The following is a 20,144-nucleotide window of genomic DNA, read 5'->3' on the forward strand; positions in this document are numbered from 1 at the left end:
GTTAAACCAAGTCTCAGTCTCAGACCAGGCCTTTTTCTGCCATCGACAGCGCCTGTCCTGGCGCCACGATGACATGGTCCAGCACGCGCACGTCCACCAGGGCCAAGGTGGTCTTGAGGGTCTGCGTCAGCGCCTCATCGGCGCGGCTGGGCTGCACGCTGCCGCTGGGGTGGTTGTGGGCCAGCACCACGGCGGCGGCTTGGTGGTGCAGCGCGCGCAGCACCACCTCACGCGGGTACACGCTGGTTTGGGTGAGCGTGCCGCGAAACAGTTCTTCCATGGCCAGCAGGCGGTTTTGTGCATCGAGGAACAGCACCGCAAACACCTCGTGGCCTTTGGCCGCCAGGTGCAGCTGCAGGTAGTGCTTGACCGTATCGGCCGAGTCGAACACCTCGCGCTCGCGCAGTTGCTGGGCGAGGGCGCGGCGTGCCAGCTCCAGCACGGCTACCAGCTCGGCGCGTTTGGCGGGGCCCAGGCCCTTGATGCGGGTGAGGTCGGCTGCGCTGGTGTGCAGCAACCCGGCGATGCCGCCAAATCCGCCGGTGATGGCGCCTGTGGTGGGGTCGATGCCGGGCGGGTCGAGCAGCTCTTGCGCCATCTGCAGCACGCCTTTGCCCACAATGCCGGTGCGCAGCAAGATGGCCAGTAGCTCGGCATCGGCCAGGGCGGCGGGGCCACGCGCCAGCAGTTTTTCGCGGGGCTGGGCGTCGGAAGGCAGGTCTTTGAGGGGCATGAAGCAGGGTCTTTGACACCCGTCAGGCGCTGACGAGCGTAGGGCTTTGCCCGGTTTTCTACAATCGGGGCAGTTTATCGGGACTCTCATGACCACTATCGCCGCCGCCCTTCCTACCGTCCAGCCGGGTTCTTTTCTCACCTTGCACTACCGCCTGGCAGGTCCAGCGGGGGTTGTGATCAACACGTTTACCGACAAACCGGCCACCTTGTCCCTGGGCACCGGCGAGCTGTCGCCCGCCATGGAGCAGCGCCTGCTGGGCCTGACTGAAGGCACGCGCACCACGTTCGAGCTGCCTGCGGGCGAGGCCTTTGGCGAGCGCAACGCCGACATGCAGCAGTGGGTGGCCAAGAAGCTGATGAATGAGCTGGGCGACCCTGACGAGAAGTACAACGTGGGCGACGTCGTGCAGTTCCCCACGCCTGACGGGCAGGGCAGCTACGCAGGTGCCGTGATGCAGGTGCGTGAAGACGGCGCGGTGTTGTTCGACTTCAACCACCCCCTGGCGGGCCAGCCGGTGACGTTTGAAGTGCAGCTGATCGGAATCCTGTGATGCAGGCACCCCAGGAGATCCTGCTGGCCGAGCCGCGCGGCTTTTGCGCGGGCGTGGACCGCGCCATCGAGATCGTCGAACGCGCCATCCAGAAGTTCGGCGCCCCCATCTACGTGCGCCACGAGATCGTGCACAACACCTACGTGGTGAACGACCTCAAGGCCAAGGGCGCGATCTTTATCGAAGAGCTGTCGGACGTGCCCCCCGGCGCCACGCTGGTCTTCAGCGCCCACGGCGTGAGCAAAGCGGTGCAGCAGGAGGCCGTGGCGCGCGGCTTCAGCATTTTTGATGCCACCTGCCCGCTGGTGACCAAGGTGCACGTCGAAGTGGCCAAGCTCGCCAAAGAGGGCTACGAGTTCATCATGATCGGCCACAAGGGCCACCCGGAGGTGGAAGGCACCATGGGCCAGCTGGACCATGGCATCCACCTGGTGGAAGACGTGGCCGACGTGGCCCGCGTGCAACCTGCGCAGACCGCCAAGCTGGCGGTGGTTACGCAAACCACGCTGAGCGTGGACGACGCGGCCGAAATCTCTGCCGCCGTGCGCGCGCGCTTTCCCACCGTGCGAGAGCCCAAGCAGCAGGACATCTGCTATGCCACCCAAAACCGGCAGGACGCCGTCAAGGTGCTGAGCCCGCAGGTGGACGTGGTGATTGTGGTGGGCAGCCCCACCAGCTCCAACAGCAACCGCTTGCGCGAACTAGCGGCCAAGCTGGGCACCACCGCCTACATGGTGGACAGTGCCGACGAGCTGCGCGGCGAGTGGTTTGACGGCACTGCCCGCGTCGGCCTGACCGCCGGTGCCTCAGCGCCAGAAATCCTGGTGCAGCAGGTCATCGACCGCATCAAGGCGCTGGGCGCGGTGTCGGTACGCACCATGGCGGGCATCGAGGAAACCATCAAGTTCCCGCTGCCCAAGGGGCTCAAGATCGATGCCACGACCGGCTTGACCATCACCGAGCGCACGCCAGAGACAGGGCCTGCCCGGCATTGATGGCCACGGGCGCAACCTGTGGCGCAGAAATACTTCTGATTTGATAGCTACCAGCGCTTGATGGATAAGCGCTAGAGGCCATTTTGAATCATATTTTTGGCGGAAAGCCGGTCAGCCGCCTACAGCGCCATCGCAGGCCCGCTCCACAAATCCAGCGGCGGGTCGGCCGCCACCGCGCGCAGGATGTCGGTGCGCGAGATAAAGCCTGACAACACGCCCGCCTCGTCCGTCACCGGCAGGCCGGGCAGGCCGGTCTCTAGCAGCACCGCCGCCACGCGGCGCAGCTCGGTGTCGGCGGCCACGGTGGGCACGGGGCTCACCATCACTTCAAACACCGGGCGGCGCGCGAGGTCAATGGCCTGCTTGACGGCGCCGGGCTCGGGCAGCAGGTCCAGCGGCGCCATGTCGGCCCGCAGCAGAAGGCCAGTCACGCGGCCCAGCGCATCCACCACGGGCGCCTGCGCCACCTGGTGTTCAGCCAGGGTTTGCCAGGCGTCGTTCACCCGCACATCGGGCGGCACGCTCAGGGCATCGGTGGTCATCACGTCGCTCACCTTGGTCAACGGCTGGCGGGCGGTCTGCGGGCCCTGTTCGGTCTGGGCGTAGGCACTCACCGCGTCCTGCATGCGCAGATTGACGACAGCCGCAGGCGCGGCGCTGGTGGGGTCGGCGGCAGCAGGGTTGTTCGGCATGCGGAAGGTGGGGGCGGGATCGCCGGACACATCCATCGCGCGTGTGCGCAGCGCCTGTGGGCGCTGCACGTTGCGCACCGCAGAAATGCGCGTCAGATTTTCGGGCCCGCCCCGGTACATCTGGCCTGAGGGGCCGAACACAAAGAACATGCTTTTCTCCTGGGGGCAGGCCCGCAAAGGACGGTGGCAAAGGCGGTGGCAAGGAACTGCACTGGCCATGTTATCGGCAGTTGCTCGGCGCGCGTGCAGTCAGCGTTGTGTCTGCATGTTGCGGCTGCCCCTACACTGCCCCCCTTTGCCTCACCGGAGCCCCTGCATGATCGACCGCGCCGCCATCGCCGCCGCCCGCCGCCAACTGGCCGACCAGCCTGATTTTCTGCGCACCACGCCGCTGATGCGCGTGTCCGGCAAGTCGCTGGGCGTGGACTGCGGCGAGGTCTGGATCAAGCTGGAGCACTTGCAGGTGGGCGGCAGCTTCAAGGCCCGCGGCATGTTGTACCGCCTGCTGGCCAACCCGGTGCCCGACAGCGGCGTGATCATTGCGTCCGGCGGCAACGCCGGAATTGCCGTGGCGGCCGCCGCCAAGGCACTGGGCGTGCGCTGCGAGGTGTTTGTGCCCGAGGTGTCGCCCGAAGCCAAGCGCGCCCGCCTGCGCGCCCTGGGCGCCGAGGTGGTGGTGACGGGCGCGGCGTATTCCCAGGCGTTTGAAGCCTGCGTGGCACGCCAAGCACACACCGGCGCCTTGCAGGCCCACGCCTACGACCAGCCCGAGGTGGTGGCCGGCGCAGGAACCCTGGCGCTCGAGATGGAAGAGCAGGGTGGCCGCCTGCCCGACACCGTACTGGTCAGTGTGGGCGGTGGGGGCCTCATCGGCGGCGTGGCTGCGTGGGTGGAGAGCCGTGCCCATGTGGTCGCCCTGGAGCCTGAGCGCGCGCCCACGCTGCACGCCGCACGTGCTGCAGGCCACCCAGTCGACGTCGAAGTCGGCGGCGTGGCCGCTGATTCACTGGGCGCCCGCCGTATCGGCGCCATCGGCTGGGAGGTGAGTCAGCGCCACGTGCACGATGCGCTGCTGTTGCCCGACGACGCCATTCGCGCCGCGCAGCTGTGGCTGTGGAAGGAACTGAAACTGGCCGTGGAGCCCGCTGCGGCGCTGGGCCTGGCGGCCTTGCAGACGGGCGCCTACAAGCCCCAGCCGCAGGAAACGGTGGCCCTCATTCTTTGCGGCGCCAATTTCGACCCGGCAAACCTCGCCTGAGCCCAGGCCGACCACCCCTTTAAAATCCAGCCATGCTTGACATCCTTCTTCTCCGCAAAGACCTCGACACCGCCATCGCGCGTCTGGAAACCCGCAAAAAGCCCCAGGCCTTTCTGGACGTCACCGCGTTCCAGTCCCTGGAAACAGAGCGCAAAACACTGCAATCCCGCACTGAGGAGCTGCAGGCCCAGCGCAACCAGCTGTCCAAACAGGTCGGCATGCTGATGAGCAGGGGCGACAAGGACGGCGCCGAAGCCGTCAAGGCGCAGGTGGCTGCAGGCAAGGCAGAGCTGGAGCAATCCGCCGCCCGCCTTGAACAAATTCAAGCCGAACTGCTGGCGATGCTGGTGGCCGTGCCCAACCTGCCACACGCATCTGTGCCTGTGGGCGCCGATGAATCGGGCAACGTCGAAGTGCGCCGCTGGGGAACGCCTGCCACGTTTGCTTTCGACATCAAAGACCACGTGGATGTGGGTACCCCGCTGGGCCTTGATTTTGAAATGGGCACCAAGCTGTCGGGCTCGCGTTTTACGGTCATGAAGGGCCAGATCGCCCGCCTGCACCGCGCCCTGGCGCAGTTCATGCTGGACGTGCAAACCACCGAGCACGGTTATACCGAGTGCTATGTGCCCTATGCGGTGAACGCCGATTCGCTCAAAGGCACGGGCCAATTACCCAAGTTTGAAGGCGACTTGTTCGCCGCCAAAAAGGGCGGCCAGGATGGTGAGGCTGTGCCTGACAACACCGCGCTGTACCTCATCCCCACCAGCGAAGTGCCCCTGACCAACTTCGTGCGCGATGTGGTCACGCCAGAGGCCGACCTGCCCATCAAGCTGACCGCACACACGCCGTGCTTCCGCTCTGAAGCGGGCAGCGGCGGGCGTGACATTCGGGGCTTGATCCGCCAGCACCAGTTCGACAAGGTCGAAATGGTGCAAATCGTGCACCCCGAGAAGAGCTATGAAGCGCTGGAAGAAATGACCGGCCACGCCGAAGCCGTGTTGCAAAAGCTGGGCCTGCCTTACCGCGTGATGAGCCTGTGCACCGGCGACATGGGATTTGGCGCCGCCAAAACTTACGACCTGGAAGTATGGCTGCCCGCGCAGAACACCTACCGCGAGATCAGCTCGGTGAGCAACTGCGAGGCCTTCCAGGCGCGCCGTCTGCAAGCCCGCTTCAAGAACGCGCAAGGCAAAAACGAATTGCTGCACACGCTGAACGGATCGGGCCTGGCCGTGGGGCGCACGCTGGTGGCGGTGCTGGAGAATTTTCAGAACGCCGACGGCAGCGTAACGATTCCCGAATTGCTGCGGCCTTACATGGGTGGCGTGGCGGTGCTGGCGGCGGCGTAGTCGTAGACACTGCCCGCTGGAAGCAATCTGGCACTGACACAAAACAATGGGCCCGAGGGCCCATTGTTTTTTACAGGGTTCATGTTGAGGTTTGAGCTATATAAATGATAGCTGCTAGCGCTTTACTAGTAAGCGATAGAGCCTGTTTTCATCATATTTTCTTCCATCGTGGGTGGCCCACGTTGCTTGGGCGTGCGGCGGGCAGCCCTTTTGTTGGATACCACCTATATCCGCCCCCCGCTGGATCAGTAGTCAGCGGGATTCGACACCTCGTTGCCCGGCTTGCCAAAATGGCGTTGATGGTTAAAAACATCACTCGCCTCGGACCAATGGTCCACCCTAGCTAATCTTCGCAATCTGGATGAGCTTACTGAAACCTACCGAAATTGATGGCCTCCCCATACCCTGGAGTACTTTCGCAACGCGTTCTTTAGGTTCGTCGGCGTCGAAGTAGTAACCCGCAGCCTTAGATGCTGCAACAACTGCGTCATGCTGGCGAGTGCGCTCAGTTTCGTCTGCAATTTTTGATAGTTCAATGAGCTGTTCTTGTGCGGCGGTCGCTTTGGCAAGTAGCGTCGTTTGAAACAGAGTCAGCATGCTCAGACGTGCGGACTCAATCTCTTCACAGCCATCGAAGAACCTGTCGATCAGAGCCAAGTCATCCACTACAAGCGTCCGGGCGAACAGATGTTTGCCCTTCGCCCAGTTTGCCGAAGTAGGAAAGGGCTTCATCAATCTATCAATGCTGCCTTTTTCTATCAAGCTCCTTGCGGCCTGTTCCGCTCGGCGAATGTCCATGACGATCAAAATCGCGGCATCTTGCTGCTGGTGTTTTTTGTTGAGCCGATACACCCATAGCGCAATTAAGCCTGCGACTAGCGTGACAGCCGGATTCAATAAATCCAACCAGTTTATTTCGCTGACTTCGGTCATCGTTTTCCCTCCTTGCGACCTTGGATGGTTCGAGCAGCCCCAGACTTGTTTGGCTAGTCTGTAGTCCGAAAATCTTCGCGCTTGCGAGGAGTGACCGCTGTTCAGTCGAATGGTAGCCGAGCTTGCCCTCCTCACCGATCAGCCTAACCAAGGCCTCAGTTCGCGGCCGGCTGGGCGGCCCTGGCTGACGTGGGCATTCAACCAGCGGCCAAAACGTTGGTGTACGACGTCGTCAAGGAAATGGCCTACCCGCACGACAAGATGGAAGGCCTGTGGGTCATCGACGCCAACCGCGTGGGCATCGTCAACGATGACGACTTTGCGATCGAGCCCAACGGCAGCGGCGGCGTGCGCCAGAAGGTGCTGGGCAACGGCAAGGTGGACGCGAACACCTTGTACGTGGTGAAGCTGGCAGCGCCGCTGTATTGACGGATTGGTTGCCCGCCGGAAAAGGTATGCGTTGGAAGCGGAAGAAATCCGGCATCTGAAACTTGCTATAATTGCAGGCTTCGACACACAGGAGAGGTGGCAGAGTGGTCGAATGTACCTGACTCGAAATCAGGCGTAGTAGCAATACTACCGTGGGTTCGAATCCCACCCTCTCCGCCAGCATCAAGGCCCTGTAGCTATCTAATCAGTAGCACAGGGCCTTTTTCTTTAGGGCGACGGATGAATGCGTCGGGATTCCGTCAATTGGTGTAGATCGCAGTTACACGGTGCAGTGCTGTGACGACGTTCAAGCCTCCTGGCTACCCAGCCGCGTCGGCAGCACCAGCCGAAACTCGGCGCCCTGGCCCACATCGCTGTCCACCTCCAGCGTCCCGCCATGGCGCTGCACCACGGTGTGCACCAGCGCCAGCCCCAGGCCCACACCGCCGATGGCAGGGTGGCTGCGGTCGTGCAGGCGCTGGAAGGGCGCAAACAACTGGCCTTGCAGTTCGGGGGCGATGCCTGGTCCCTGGTCGCGTACCGACACCACCCACTGGCGGCCGCGTTGCGAGATAGCGCACTGCACTTTGCCACCCGCAGGGCTGAACTTCACGGCGTTGTTCAGCACGTTGGCCAGCGCGCGGCACAGCAAGGCGCGGTCGCCCAGGCTGGGCGCAGTGTCTGGCGTGGTGGTGATGGTTACCTCCACGTCGCCTTCGCGGGCCAGGGCCCATGCGTCGTCCACGGTTTCGGCCAGCACCGCCACCAGGTCCAGCGGGGCCATGCGGTATTCCTGCGACTGTGCGCTGGCCAGTTTGACGAAGTTCTCGGCCATGCCCAGGGAGGTCTGTGCGTAGCGTTCGATGCGCTGCATCAACTCTTCGGCGGGCATGCGGCCCGGGTAGGCGCGCTGCATTTCCAGCAGGGTAAGGATGGATGCATTGGGCGCGCGGATGTCGTGCGAGATGAAGTTCATCGCCTGGTCGCGCTGCTCCAGCGCGCGGCGCATGTCGGTGATGTCCACCAGGGTCAGCAGCCAGCCCGCTTGCGCCAGGTCGGTGAAGGGCTTGCATTGCACGAGCATGCTGCGGCCTTGCGCATCGCGGCCCTCGCTTTGTTCGGGCATGCAGCCGCTGTGCAGCTTGTCTTGGGTGATCAGGGGTAGATTGGTGCCGGTCTGCACCAGGTTGCGTAGCAGTTCGACCGCCGACAGGCCCTGCAGGGATACTTCGGCGTCGCCGCCCACATGCAGGCGCGCGGCCTTGTTGGTCAGCAGGATGCGGCCGTCTGGGTCGCACACCAAGGTGGGCGACGGTAGCTGCTGCAGGCTTTGGCTCACAAAATGGTGCAGATCGCGCAGCTGGCGCGACGCACGTTCTACCGCGTTGATGCGCCGTTCCAGAAAATCGGTGGTGTCCCCGGGGCGCTCCCGCAGCCGCATCGACAGGCCATCCTGCTGCAGCCGATCCATCTCCAGCCGCAGAAAATGCGCCGCAGCGCTCAGGCGCCGCCAGCTCCACAACGGGTACGCCAGCGCCAACCCCACTAGCGCGGCAGCGGGCGCAAACTGCGAACCTGTCCACAGTGGCAAGGCCGCACTGAGCAGCAACGTGGCTGCCCCCAGCCCTGCACTGGTGAGCAGTGCTACAAACGGGCCCAGCAGCAATAGCGCCAGCAGCGCGCAGGCCACTGGCAGCAGGTTGAACAGCAGATTGAGCGCGGGCGTTGCGGGCTGTATCTGCACGCCCGACAAACGCGCGTCCAGCACATGGCCCACCACCTCCACTCCCGGCATCAGGCGCGATTGGCGGCTGACCGGCGTGGCAAACATGTCGCCCAGCCCCGACGCCGCCGCGCCCACCAGCACGTATTTGCCCAAGAATGCATCCGCAGGCACCTTGCCGCGCAGCACGTCAATATAGGAATAGGTGGCGAAGTGCGAAGGCCCGCCTGCATAGGCGATCAGCGTGTGGTCGGTGCGCTGCCAGGGACCACCTTCGGAAGGTTTGGCAGACGCGCGAGCGCGCGCGGCTGAACACTCAGCTGCCTTGCCGTTGGCCACACATTGCATGGCAGTGCTGAAGTGGGGCCAGGGTGCGGCCGCTGGCCCTTCGTGCAGGTACAGGCTGCGCACCACGCCGTCGTTGTCGGGCGCCACATGCACATGGCCCAGCCCGGCCGCTGCGCCGGCAAATGCGGGCCAGGGCAGCTCGGCGGCGTTGCTGGTAGAGCCGTAGCCGCGCCGCAGCACCGGCAACACCACGCGGCCGCTGCGCTCAATGGCGTTGGCCAGCAACACATCGTCGGCGGGGTAGTCCAGGTCCTCTTCGTTGAACAAAACGTCCAGGCCGATGACGCTTGGGTTCTGGGCAGAGATCCGGTTGACCAGCTCGGCATGCAGGGCGCGGCGCCAGGGCCAACGGCCAATGGCGGCAATGCTGCGGTCGTCAATGGCCACGATGACGATGTCCGGGTGTGCAGGGCGCGATACAAGGCGCAGCCCGACGTCTTGCACCAGATGGTTCACCCGGCCCAGGCTGGCCCCAGTGCTGAGCCAGGCCACCAGCCCCAGCAGGGCGATGGTCAGCAGCGCCCACTCCAGCCTCCGCCGCTGTCCCCGGGTGCGCGCAACCGTCATCGGCATGGGGTGCCCGGTGGCAGAGGTTGCCGCAGGGGTCGGGGCGTAGCGCTTGGTGCCTGCGGACTCCGCGCCATCAAAGGGGCGGTATGGCTATCAAGTCCCCGGTGGGGTCTTGTCCTTGCGCAACCGCTCAAGGGCGCCCCACCGGCTGGCCGCTGGACGTAGACACCGGCAGCCCGCTGCCCGTGCTGATGCCCGAGCCCACGCGGATCTTGCGCGGAGGCGAGAAGTCACCTTGAAGGCCCGAGGGGTCGAGCACCTGGATGCGTACCAGGTAATCGCCAGCGGGCAGGTTGCTGGCAGTCCACGAGGGGCTGTCCAGCTGGGTGTCCAGCGTGACCTTGTCAAAGGCTTCATCACTGGCACTGGCCAGTTGCAGGCGAAAGCGCTGGCCGGGTTGCGCGGGCCAGTGCAGGCGCACCGTGGTGTCGCCGTCCTGTGCTTGCAGCGACTGGGCCGACAGGGTGGGTGGGCGATCAGCCACCGTAAAGGCCTGCGCGGGCGCGAAAGGCCCCTGGTCGCCCTGGCCGTCCGGCATCTCCAGCAGGCTGGCCATGCGCCAGAAGTACGCGCCTGCGGGCAGGCTGGCGAGGGACAGGCGGCATTCAGACAGGCGCTGCTCGTCTTTGACGGGCGCGCGGAACTCGGCCTCGATCGCCACCTGCACGCGGTACCAGCGCACGCCGGGCACCTGCGTGCATTGCAATTCGCCCGAACCGGTGGCCACGACCGCACCGGGTGCGGGCTGCTGATGCAGCGGCGCTATAGGCCGGGTTTTGATCACAATCGGCTGAACAGCGGGTACGCCCGCAATGCCCGCGTCGTCCACAGCGCGCACCGACAGGTAGTAGCGCCCATCGTCCAGCGCCTTCCAGCGCAACTGGCCGGTGGCAAAGCTGCCATGGCGCAGCACCTGCGTGAAGTCGGCGTCTTGGGCCACCTGCGCCACATAGCGTGCCGCACCCGGTAGTGCGGGGATGTTGATGGCCAGAAGGCTGGCGTCCCCCAACGTGGCGGGTACACCGGATGTGTCGGGCGCAGCCAGCAAGGCACGCGGGGCGCCCACGGTGCCGTCCGTGGCCACGGCCAGGCCCTGGCCTGGAGTCAGAAGGGATGTGGGCGCTGTAGCGGCCCCCTGGCTGGCTTCGTTGTTGCTGCGCGATTGCACCGCCACTGACCCGTTGAGCACCGAGGCCGTGGTCTGGCCCGATTCCGCCATTTCTACGCTAAAGCGCGTACCCCGCACGCTGGTCACGGCCAGCGGGGTGCGGATTTCCATACGGCGAAACGCTTCGGGGCTGGGCGGCACGGTGGACTCCAGCGCGCCGCTGCGCATCTCCAGCACCGACTGCACGCTGCCTGCGCGGCCGCGTCGGCGCAATTGTCGCAATTGCAGATCGGACTGGGCCTGCACCCGCACCACCGTGCCGTCGGCCAGGCGCACGGCTACAAACCCGTCAGGCCCAACCTGCAGTGCGGTGCCTTCGTCGAGCTTGCCGCCTTTGGCGACGGGTGCAGGGGCATCGCCTGCGCGTGCCTGCGCGGTGACTGCGCCATGCACAAACTCCACCGTCGCGGACTCGGCAGGCTGCAGGCGCACCGGAATCCACACGATAGAGCCCGGCTGCAGCCGCCGCGGGTTGGCGACCTTGTTGCGGGCCTGCAGCAGCGGCCACTGGCGTGGGTCGGTCAGGTAGGCCTTGGCAAGGCCTTCCAGCGTGTCGCCGTCTTTCACGGTGTGGGCGATTTCATCCCCTTGCGCAGCGGTATCGGTGGCAGCGGGGTTGGCATGGGCACTGGTGCTGTACAAGCCTGCCAACGTGCTGAGCGTCAAGGCGGTGATGGCACCCAGGGGCCAAGGTGCGCGGTGGTAGGTGGTAGCCAAGTCGTTTCTCCGTCTTGCCGATAGGGCGGGCAAGTTAACGCCCGGGTGGGGTTAAGCCTCTCAGGCCTTGGGTGGGGTGTCCACGGCTTCAAAGCGGTAGCCGACACCGTAGATGGCGCTGACGATGAAGCCATTGGCGGGGCGCAAGTCCAGCAGGGTGCGCAGGCGCGAGATGTGCGTGTCCAGCGAGCGGGACATCACCTCGGCCACCTGGCCCCAGACGATTTCCTTCAGGTGGTCCCGCGACAGCAGGCGGCCCATGTTCTGGAACAGGAACAGCGCCAGGTCGTACTCGCGGTTCTTCAGTTCCACGGGCACGCCGTCCATTTCAATGGATCGCGTCTCAGGCAAAAACCGGTAGCGACCAAACTCCATGACACCCCCGGCGTTCCCGGGGTAGGCGCGGCGCAGCAGGGCGGCAACGCGGGCATTGAGTTCGCCGATGCGCACGGGCTTGACCATAAAGTCGTCGGCCCCGCTTTCGAGGCCTTCAACAATGTCGCGTTCTTCCTGGCGGTTGGTGACAAACAGAATGGGCAACTGGGCCGCCACGTTCTTGCGCACCCAGCGCACCACCTCCGGCCCCGAGGTGTCTGGCAGGTGCCAGTCCACGATCAGCAGGTCAAAGGTTTCGCGGCGCAATGTGCGCAGCAGTTCTGCGCCCGTCAAATGGGTGTGGCAGACATGGCCCATCGCCTCGGTGGCCTGTTTGATCAGATCCAGCTGAAGCGCATCGTCGTCCAAAGCGGCTATGCGCATGGTTCTCCCCGGCAAAACACAAACGCGCATTATTTGCGATATCGCGTGTCCTTGGCACGCAGCTTCTGCGGCAGCGTTGTCAGATCGACATTTCTTGATGGCTGCCAGGTTGCCTGCTGGCGTGCCTTGCCTTGTCTTGCTACGCCCGTCAGATCTGCCGCACCGCTGGCAAAAAAACCGTCAGGGCTGGCGGCCTGGCGCTTCGCTCACGCATTCAAAGACGAGGCGAGACCCGTCGTTGCGCAGGAGCTTGGGAAACAGAATGAGCTTTTGGCATTCGCGCGTGGCGGCTGCGTAGGCGGGGGAGGTGTCGGCCCCATACACCGGCACGCTGAAGGTACGGTCAGTGCCCGAGGCCATGGGGCCGGACGGGCGCTGGGAGGTGGTGGCATTGCAGCCCGCCAGCACGACGAGCACAGTGAAGGATGCAATCAGCGTTTTCATAGGGGTCTCCAAAGGGGTGAGCCAGTTTAAACACCACGGTACCGGTTGCATGAATTTCGTGACTTACATGCTCTCTGCGCACCTGTGGACCTGCGCACCTGTGGACCTGTGGACCTGTGGACCTGTGGACCTGTGGACCTGTGCGCGGGCTCAAGCCTGAACCTCGCGCTGTTCCACACATCGGCCGACCGCTGCATGGCACGGTGGGCCCACGCTGCGGACACGCCTGCGTCTCGGGTTGGATTGGTGGTGTTTTTGGCCTCTAGCGCTTATCTGGTAAGCGCTGGAAGCTATCAAAATAGAAGTATTCTGAGGGCGTGCGATTTATGCAGCGGCGGCGGCAGCTGCAGTATCAGCCAGCGCCTTCAGCGCCGCGGCCACATCGGCATCCGCTACGCCATCGACTGGCGCCAGCTGGCCCGCTAGCGCGCTCAAGCCCTCGCGCTGCAACCGCGCAATGGCCTGGCCTGCTTCTTTGGGTGCATCGAAACCGGTGCTTTGCAGCAGCAGGCGGCCATCGGCATCCACCAGCTTGAAGTAGAACTTGTTGTCGGCTTCGCGGTACTGCTTGAACGACGGCAACGCTGCCTTGGCCACCTTTGCAGGCTTGGCAACTGCGGCACCCTGTACCAGGCTGCGCAGGCCCACAGCAGAGCGCAGCTCGCGGATGAACGGCGTAGCCAGTGTGCGCGCGCGCTCGGCACCGGCCAGCAGCGTTTGTTCGATGCGGGCGGGGTTGTGGATGAGTTCTTCGTACTGCGCGCGCATGGGGGCAATCACCTGGTCCACGCGCTCAAACAGCGTGTTCTTGGCATCGCCCCAGGCAATGCCGTCGGCATAGGCCTGGCGCAGGGCGGCTGTTTCGTCCGGCGTGGCAAAGGCCTGGTAGATCTGGAACAGGGCGGAGCCTTCCACGTCCTTGGCCTCGCCGGGCGCGCGCGAGTCGGTCAGGATGCCGCCGATCAGTTTTTTGAGCTGATCGCGCGAGCTGAACAGCGGGATGGTGTTGTCGTAGCTCTTGCTCATCTTGCGGCCGTCCAGCCCGGGCAAGGTGGCCACATGGTCGTCGATGGCGGCCTCGGGCAGCACAAAGTGCTCGCCGTACAGGTGGTTGAAGCTCGCGGCCATGTCGCGCGCCATCTCGATGTGCTGGATCTGGTCGCGGCCCACGGGCACTTTGTGGGCCTTGAACATCAAAATGTCTGCGCCCATCAGCACGGGGTACATGAACAGGCCCGCCGTCACTCCGTCGTCGGCATCGCGCCCTGCAGCCACATTCTTGTCCTGCGAGGCCTTGTAGGCATGGGCACGGTTGAGCACGCCCTTGCCGGTCACGCAGCTGAGCAGCCAGTTCAACTCGGGAATCTCGGGGATGTCCGACTGGCGGTAAAACGTGACGTGCTCAGGGTTGAGCCCCGCTGCCAGCCAACTGGCTGCGATCTCCAGCGTGGAGCGCTGGATGCGCACCGGGTCCTCACACTTGATGAGCGCGTGGTAGTCGGCCAGAAAGTAAAAACTCTGCACGCCCGGCGTGAGGCTGGCCGCCACCGAGGGGCGGATGGACCCTACAAAGTTGCCCAGGTGGGGCGTGCCCGTGGTGGTGATGCCGGTGAGAAAACGCGTGATGCTCATGGGACGAAGTCAGCAAAAAATGAGGGGAGAAAACGGGTTACCGCAACATTGCGGTAAGCGGTGTGAGCAGCAGGTTGATGGCGCCGTAACCCAGCGACATCAGCGGGCGCAGCCACAGCGACCCCAGCACCCCGGCCACCACCAGGCCCAGCACGATAAAAAAGCCGTAAGGCTCGATGCGCGAAACCAGGTTCGCCTGCTTCCAGGGCAGCAGCCCAACCAGAATGCGCCCGCCATCCAGCGGCGGCAGCGGAAACAGGTTGAACGCCCAAATCACCAGGTTGACCAGCACACCCGCGCGGGCCATCTCGATGAAGAAGCGTTCTTCCACGCCCGAGCCCACCAGCGCCACCAGCAAGATCGCCCAGCCAATGGCCTGGACGAAGTTGGACGCCGGCCCGGCCAGCGCCACCCACACCATGTGTTTTTTGGGGTTGCGCAGATTGCCGAAGTTGACGGGCACCGGCTTGGCATAGCCAAACAGGAAGGCGCCCGAGGTGGCGAAGTACAGCATCAGAGGCATCAGGATGGTGCCGATGGGATCGATGTGCTTGAGCGGGTTGAGGGTGATGCGCCCCATCATGTACGCGGTGTTGTCGCCAAAGTGGCGCGCGGCGTAGCCATGGGCTGCCTCGTGCACGGTAATGGCAAACAACACCGGCAGGGCGTAGATCAGAACGGTTTGGATGATGTTTTCCACCGGGCGATTGTCTCAGGCTATTAATTGCTGCAAAAATGAGAGCTGCCAGCGCTTATTGGATATGCGCTGGAGGGTGATTTGGCTTGAATTCTTCAAGGGGCTCAAAGCCCCAGCGCCTGCAGACTGCCGCGGCCTTCGCGCACCACTTCGGGCTCGCCACCTGCACCCATCGGTGTCAGGTCGATCACGGTGGTGGGCTCCAGCGGGCAGGCGCCTGCGTCCACGATGGCGTCCAGCAGTTTCTCGTAGCGGTTGCGGATCTCCTGCGGGTCGTTCAGGGGCTCGGTCTCGCCTGCAGGGATCAGCGTGGTGGCCAGCAACGGGGCGCCGTGCAGCTCCAGCAGCAGCTGCAGGCCCTTGCGGTCGGGAACGCGCAGGCCGATGGTCTTGCGGGACGGGTGGCTTACGCGGCGCGGCACTTCCTTGGTCGCTTCAAGGATGAAGGTGTAAGGCCCCGGCGTACCCAGCTTGAGCAGCCGGTATTGGCGGTTGTCCACACGCGCGTAATTGGCCAGCTCCGACAGATCACGGCACAACAGCGTGAGGTGGTGCTTGTCGTCCACCTGGCGGATGCGGCGCATGCGGTCCACCGCATCCTTGTCGTCCAGGTGGCACACCAGCGCGTAGCTCGAATCGGTGGGCACGGCCAGGATGCCGCCTTTTTGCAGCAGCATGGCGCCTTGCTTGAGCAGGCGCGGTTGCGGGTTGTCGGGGTGAACTTCGAAATACTGGGCCATGGCAATCGCTGAAAAGGACGAACGAACGCGGTCAGTGCGCGGGCTGGACCCGGTTGGACAGAAGCTCCCAAACGGGAGTCAGCGCGCCGGGCAACAGCGGCAGGGTGCCCAGGTCGGTGTGCGATTCGTCGGGGCTGTGAAAGTCGCTGCCGCGCGAGGCGGCCAGGTCGAACTCTTTGGCCATGGCTGCGTAGGTCACGTATTCGGCGGCGCTGTGGCTGCCGGTCACCACCTCCACGCCGCGCCCGCCGTGCGTCTTGAACTCTGAAAACAGCGCAAATTCTTCGTTGGCACTGAACTTGTACCGTGCGGGGTGGGCAATCACGGCCATGCCGCCCGCTTGGGTAATCCAGCGCACCGCGTCGCCCAGGGACGCCCAGCGGTGGGGCACGTAGCCGGGTTTGCCTTCGGTGAGGTATTTGCGAAACACCTCGGACGTCTCTTTGCACACGCCGGTTTCCACCAGAAACCGCGCAAAGTGGGTGCGCGAGATGAGCGCCGGGTTGCCCACAAACTTCAGGGCGCCTTCATAGGCGCCCTTGATGCCCACCTGGGCCAGCTGCTCGGCCATGTCTTTGGCGCGTTCGCCGCGCCCGCCGCGGGTGGCGGCCAGGCCTTCGGCCAGCTGGGTGTTGTCGGGGTCAAACCCCAGGCCGACGATGTGCACGGTGGTGTCGGCAAACGTCACCGAAATTTCGACACCCGTGAGGTAGGCCATGCCCTGCGCACGGGCCGCAGCCGCGGCGCGGTGCTGACCACCGATCTCGTCATGGTCGGTCAGGGCCCACAGCTCGACCCCGTTGGCTTTGGCGCGTGCCGCCAGTTCTTCGGGCGACAAAGTCCCGTCGGAAACCACGGAGTGGCAATGCAGGTCGGCGTTCAGGTAAGTGGTCACCAAACCATTCTACGGGTTTGTCCCTGTGAGGCGAGGGCGCTACTACCCCTGCTGCTGGCGTAGGCTACTCCATTGATGTTGATGTAATCGATTGTTTCTGGCACCGGATGTGCCGAACATGAGAGTGTCCGCAAACCACAAGGAATCAAACCATGCAATTCGACAATATCCGGGTGTCCCGCAAGCTGTGGGGTGCGTTCATCCTGCTCATGGTGGCCATGATGGCGATCTCCGGGTTCCAGCAATACCGGGCCAATACTTCCATGTCGGCCGCGCTCGAAGAAGTCGTCCACATTGATGACCGCGTAGCAACTGCCATACGCTGGCGCGGCGCCACGGAAACAGCCGTCAACATGGTGATGGGTGGTGCACTCACGACCGACACCGCGCTCGCCCAGCAATATGACACGCGGGTCAAGCAGATCATTGGCAATATCAACAAGATTCAGGAAGGCATCATTGCCAGTGCGACGTCGCCTGCGGAAAAGGCGGCACTCGACAAGGTGCTGGCTGAGCGGAAACTGGTGCTCGGTTCGACCGCAAAAACGGCAGAGATCAAGGCCATGGGCGACGCCGCTGCCACCCAGCGATACGCCGACGAAGAGTTCACCCCGATGGTCGCCCGCTACCTCAAGGCGCAGGACGACTTTGTCACGATCTTGCAGCAGCGCCGCGAGCAGATCCGCGCCGAGGCGCTGCAGCGGCGTGTGTCCTATGCCATCCAGGGCCTGGTTGCCTCGGCCGTGCTCATTTTTGTGATCGTGCTGCTGGCCTGGAGGCTGGTGCGTTCCATCACCCAGCCGCTGAACGAAGCTGTTGTGGCGCTGGACGCCATTGCCGCAGGCGATCTGACGAGCGACTTGCAATCCACCCGCAAGGACGAGTTTGGCCACATGCTGCGTTCGCTGTCTGCCATGTCCGCGCGGTTGCGGGGCGTGGTCAGCGATGTGCGGGTGGGCGTCAATTCGGTATCAGCCGCATCTATCGAGATCGCCAACGGCAACCAGGACCTGTCGGCACGCACGGAACAAACCGCTTCCAACCTCGAAGAAACCGCCGCCAGCATGGAGCAGTTGACCGCCACCGTCAGCCAGTCGGCCGACACCGCGCGCCAGGCCAATCAGTTGGCGGGCACTGCCGCACAGGCCGCAGCCCGGGGTGGTGAAGTGGTGGGCCAGGTGGTCCACAGCATGCAGCAGATCACCGACAGCTCGCGCAAGATCGCCGACATCATCGGGGTGATCGATGGCATCGCCTTTCAGACCAACATCCTGGCGCTGAATGCTGCGGTGGAAGCAGCGCGTGCAGGCGAACAAGGCCGCGGTTTTGCCGTGGTGGCCAGCGAGGTGCGCAGCCTGGCCGGGCGCAGCGCCGAGGCGGCCAAGGAGATCAAGACGCTGATCAACGCATCGGTCGAGAACGTGGAGTCGGGTTCGGCCCAGGTCGCCCAGGCAGGCCAGAGCATGGAAGAGATTGTGGCCAGCGTGCGCCGGGTGAGTGACCTGATCGGCGAGATCACCGCCTCGTCCACCGAGCAGCGCGACGGCATCGCCCAGGTCAACCAGGCGGTGACACACCTGGACCAGATGACACAGCAGAACGCGGCACTGGTGGAAGAATCCACCGCCGCCGCCGCCTCCATGCGCGACCAGGCGCAGCGGCTGGCCGAGGTGGTGTCGGTGTTCAATGTCGGCGCGGTGGCCACCCAGTCGCCCGCTGCACCCCGCTTCGCGCCGACACCCGCGCCGCGGCCCGCCGCTCCACGCGCAGTCGGCACCCAAACGGCGGCTAAGCCCCCCGCCGCCGCCCGGTTGGCCTCATCGCCAAAACAACCCCCGCTCAAAGCCGCTGCTGCACCGTCAGCATCCGCTGCGGCACCCCGTGCGCAGGCCAAGGGCGGTGATGACGATTGGGAAAGCTTCTGAGGGAATGGCTACTTAAATTGATAGCTGCTAGCGCTTGATAGATAAGCGCTAGAGGCCAATTTGGCTTGAAATCGTCCACATCCCTCACAAAGGCAGCGCAGGCTGCCTTTTGTTTTTGTTCGCCCGCGAGGTGGACGCAGACAATCGGACAAAGGCTAATAGGCGCGGGGTGGCGAATCTGTGTCGGTGATCCTGCTCCGCCAGCGGCGCAAGGGATCAGCGCAGGCCTGAGCCTCCGCGCTCAGAGCTGCGCACCCTCCACCAGAAACTGCACCTTGCGCTCGCCCTTCCACTCGTTCACATCCAGCCGGAAGGCCAGCAGCACGCGCGCAGGCAACTGCTCGGTGTGGCCGAACCAGATCGCGTCTACCGGGTTGCCCTGGTGCAGCAGTTTGATGGACAGGTGGTTTTTGGCCTCGCCCACTAGGCGCTGGCTCAGCACCTGCACTTCTTCGCTGAAGGTGGGCGGCAAAAAGCCCTGGCCCCAGACCTCGTGGTGCAGGGTGTCCACCATGTCGGCGCGGCAGTATTCCGGGGCCAAGGGGCCGTCGGTTTCGATGCGGCGGGTGAGGGTGGCAGCGTCCAGCCACTCTTGGGCGACTTGCGCCAGCGCCTGCTCGAAGGTGTCGAACGAGTCAGCGTCCACTGTGCAGCCTGCGGCCATGGCGTGGCCGCCAAATTTGAGCAACACGCCGGGGTGGCGCTTGGCCACCAGGTCCAGCGCGTCGCGCAGGTGAAAGCCGGGGATGGAGCGGCCTGAGCCCTTGAGCTCATGCTCCTTGCCGGGCGCGCTGCTGGCCGCAAAGACAAAGGTGGGGCGGTGCAGCTTGTCCTTGATGCGGCTGGCCACGATGCCGACCACGCCTTCGTGGAAATCGGGGTCGAACACGCTGATCGCTGGCGGCGGTTCTTCGTCTTCCTGGAACAGGCTTTCGGCCATCAGCATGGCCTGGTCGCGCATGCCGCCTTCGATCTCGCGGCGCTCGCGGTTGATGCCGTCGAGCGTGCCCGCCAGCTCGGCGGCGCGGCCTGCGTCGTCGGTGAGCAGGCATTCGATGCCCAGCGTCATGTCGGCCAGGCGCCCTGCGGCGTTGATACGCGGGCCTAAGGCAAAGCCAAAGTCGAACGTGGTGGCCACCGGCGCCTTGCGGCCAGCGGCGGTGAACAGCGCGGCCACCCCGGCGGGCATCTGGCCTGCGCGGATGCGTTTCAAGCCCTGGGCGACGAGGCGGCGGTTGTTGGCGTCGAGCTTGACTACGTCGGCCACGGTGCCGAGCGCCACCAGCGTGAGCAGCGGGTCGAGCTTGGGTTGGGTGGTCGCGTCAAACATGCCGCGCGCCCGCAGCTCGGCGCGTAGCGCCAGCAGCACATAGAACATCACGCCCACACCGGCCATGGACTTGCTCTCGAACGTGCAGCCGGGCTGGTTGGGGTTGACGATGGCGTCGGCCGCGGGCAGCTCGGGGCCGGGCAGGTGGTGGTCCGTGACGACGACCGTGAGGCCCAGCGCCTTGGCTTCGGCCACGCCCTCCACGCTGGCGATGCCGTTGTCCACGGTGATCAGCACATCGGCCCCGCGCT

General features: G+C 64.6%; 18 protein-coding genes and 1 tRNA gene. 7 read left to right on the plus strand and 12 right to left on the minus strand.

Going from position 1 to position 20,144, the window contains the following annotated elements:
- Positions 1-19 precede the first annotated feature (19 nt).
- Positions 20-733 (minus strand): RadC family protein, encoded by a 714-nt coding sequence (radC, locus tag ACK4OE_RS10430; protein ID WP_409884745.1) that lies wholly within the window; start codon positions 731-733, stop codon positions 20-22.
- Positions 734-821: 88 nt separating this feature from the next.
- Between radC and ACK4OE_RS10435 the strand changes: the two genes are divergently transcribed.
- On the plus strand, positions 822-1,286 hold the full coding sequence (locus ACK4OE_RS10435) for a peptidylprolyl isomerase (protein ID WP_409884746.1): 465 nt from the start codon (positions 822-824) through the stop codon (positions 1,284-1,286).
- Positions 1,286-2,281: a 4-hydroxy-3-methylbut-2-enyl diphosphate reductase gene (gene ispH, locus ACK4OE_RS10440; RefSeq protein ID WP_409884747.1), complete on the plus strand. Its 996-nt coding sequence runs from the start codon at positions 1,286-1,288 to the stop codon at positions 2,279-2,281. Before ACK4OE_RS10435 ends, ispH begins: the two co-directional genes overlap by 1 nt.
- A 119-nt stretch (positions 2,282-2,400) precedes the next feature.
- On the opposite strand, the gene ACK4OE_RS10445 is transcribed toward ispH, so the two are convergent.
- Entirely contained in the window at positions 2,401-3,123 is a 723-nt protein-coding gene (locus ACK4OE_RS10445; protein ID WP_409884748.1) for an HPP family protein, read from the minus strand.
- Positions 3,124-3,289: 166 nt separating this feature from the next.
- Here ACK4OE_RS10445 and ACK4OE_RS10450 point away from each other — a divergent pair, with 166 nt between their 5' ends.
- Both ACK4OE_RS10450 and serS read left to right on the plus strand, forming a co-directional pair.
- A complete protein-coding gene (locus ACK4OE_RS10450; RefSeq protein ID WP_409884749.1) occupies positions 3,290-4,231 on the plus strand; it encodes a threonine/serine dehydratase in 942 nt (313 codons plus the stop codon).
- A gap of 32 nt (positions 4,232-4,263) precedes the next feature.
- A complete protein-coding gene (gene serS, locus ACK4OE_RS10455) occupies positions 4,264-5,583 on the plus strand; it encodes a serine--tRNA ligase (protein ID WP_409884750.1) in 1,320 nt (439 codons plus the stop codon).
- A 339-nt stretch (positions 5,584-5,922) separates the two neighbouring features.
- Here serS and ACK4OE_RS10460 read toward each other — a convergent pair whose 3' ends face one another.
- Positions 5,923-6,516 carry a hypothetical protein gene (locus ACK4OE_RS10460; protein ID WP_409884751.1) on the minus strand — a complete coding sequence of 198 codons (594 nt, stop codon included), beginning with the start codon at positions 6,514-6,516 and terminating at the stop codon, positions 5,923-5,925.
- Between the two features lie 189 nt (positions 6,517-6,705).
- On the opposite strand from ACK4OE_RS10460, the gene ACK4OE_RS10465 reads away from it, so the two are divergent.
- Together ACK4OE_RS10465 and ACK4OE_RS10470 are read left to right on the plus strand one after the other, a co-directional pair.
- Entirely contained in the window at positions 6,706-6,945 is a 240-nt protein-coding gene (locus ACK4OE_RS10465) for a hypothetical protein (protein ID WP_409884752.1), read from the plus strand.
- Positions 6,946-7,035: 90 nt separating this feature from the next.
- Positions 7,036-7,125 (plus strand) — tRNA-Ser (locus tag ACK4OE_RS10470).
- A 127-nt stretch (positions 7,126-7,252) separates the two neighbouring features.
- Here ACK4OE_RS10470 and ACK4OE_RS10475 read toward each other — a convergent pair.
- The 8 genes from ACK4OE_RS10475 to ACK4OE_RS10510 form a co-directional block, all read right to left on the minus strand.
- The gene (locus ACK4OE_RS10475) at positions 7,253-9,589 is read right to left on the minus strand and encodes a CHASE2 domain-containing protein (RefSeq protein ID WP_409884753.1); all 2,337 of its coding nucleotides are present in this window, start codon (positions 9,587-9,589) and stop codon (positions 7,253-7,255) included.
- Positions 9,590-9,716: 127 nt separating this feature from the next.
- Positions 9,717-11,471 carry a FecR domain-containing protein gene (locus ACK4OE_RS10480; RefSeq protein ID WP_409884754.1) on the minus strand — a complete coding sequence of 585 codons (1,755 nt, stop codon included), beginning with the start codon at positions 11,469-11,471 and terminating at the stop codon, positions 9,717-9,719.
- A gap of 60 nt (positions 11,472-11,531) precedes the next feature.
- Positions 11,532-12,230 (minus strand): response regulator transcription factor, encoded by a 699-nt coding sequence (locus ACK4OE_RS10485; RefSeq protein WP_409884755.1) that lies wholly within the window; start codon positions 12,228-12,230, stop codon positions 11,532-11,534.
- A 180-nt stretch (positions 12,231-12,410) separates the two neighbouring features.
- A complete protein-coding gene (locus ACK4OE_RS10490; RefSeq protein WP_409884756.1) occupies positions 12,411-12,674 on the minus strand; it encodes a hypothetical protein in 264 nt (87 codons plus the stop codon).
- A 324-nt stretch (positions 12,675-12,998) separates the two neighbouring features.
- On the minus strand, positions 12,999-14,306 hold the full coding sequence (locus ACK4OE_RS10495; protein WP_409884757.1) for a tryptophan--tRNA ligase: 1,308 nt from the start codon (positions 14,304-14,306) through the stop codon (positions 12,999-13,001).
- A 37-nt stretch (positions 14,307-14,343) separates the two neighbouring features.
- Positions 14,344-15,006 carry a site-2 protease family protein gene (locus ACK4OE_RS10500; RefSeq protein WP_409884758.1) on the minus strand — a complete coding sequence of 221 codons (663 nt, stop codon included), beginning with the start codon at positions 15,004-15,006 and terminating at the stop codon, positions 14,344-14,346.
- Positions 15,007-15,107: 101 nt separating this feature from the next.
- On the minus strand, positions 15,108-15,743 hold the full coding sequence (locus tag ACK4OE_RS10505; protein WP_409884759.1) for an L-threonylcarbamoyladenylate synthase: 636 nt from the start codon (positions 15,741-15,743) through the stop codon (positions 15,108-15,110).
- 31 nt (positions 15,744-15,774) lie between these two features.
- Complete coding sequence (locus tag ACK4OE_RS10510) at positions 15,775-16,638, minus strand: 3',5'-nucleoside bisphosphate phosphatase (protein WP_409884760.1); 864 nt, start codon at positions 16,636-16,638, stop codon at positions 15,775-15,777.
- 152 nt (positions 16,639-16,790) lie between these two features.
- Here ACK4OE_RS10510 and ACK4OE_RS10515 point away from each other — a divergent pair, with 152 nt between their 5' ends.
- The gene (locus ACK4OE_RS10515) at positions 16,791-18,563 is read left to right on the plus strand and encodes a methyl-accepting chemotaxis protein (RefSeq protein WP_409884761.1); all 1,773 of its coding nucleotides are present in this window, start codon (positions 16,791-16,793) and stop codon (positions 18,561-18,563) included.
- Between the two features lie 241 nt (positions 18,564-18,804).
- Here ACK4OE_RS10515 and ACK4OE_RS10520 read toward each other — a convergent pair.
- A partial coding sequence (locus ACK4OE_RS10520; protein WP_409884762.1) for a single-stranded-DNA-specific exonuclease RecJ occupies positions 18,805-20,144 on the minus strand: 1,340 nt, incomplete at its 5' end.

This window comes from Acidovorax sp. (assembly GCF_046314175.1).
Lineage (GTDB): Bacteria > Pseudomonadota > Gammaproteobacteria > Burkholderiales > Burkholderiaceae_C > Acidovorax.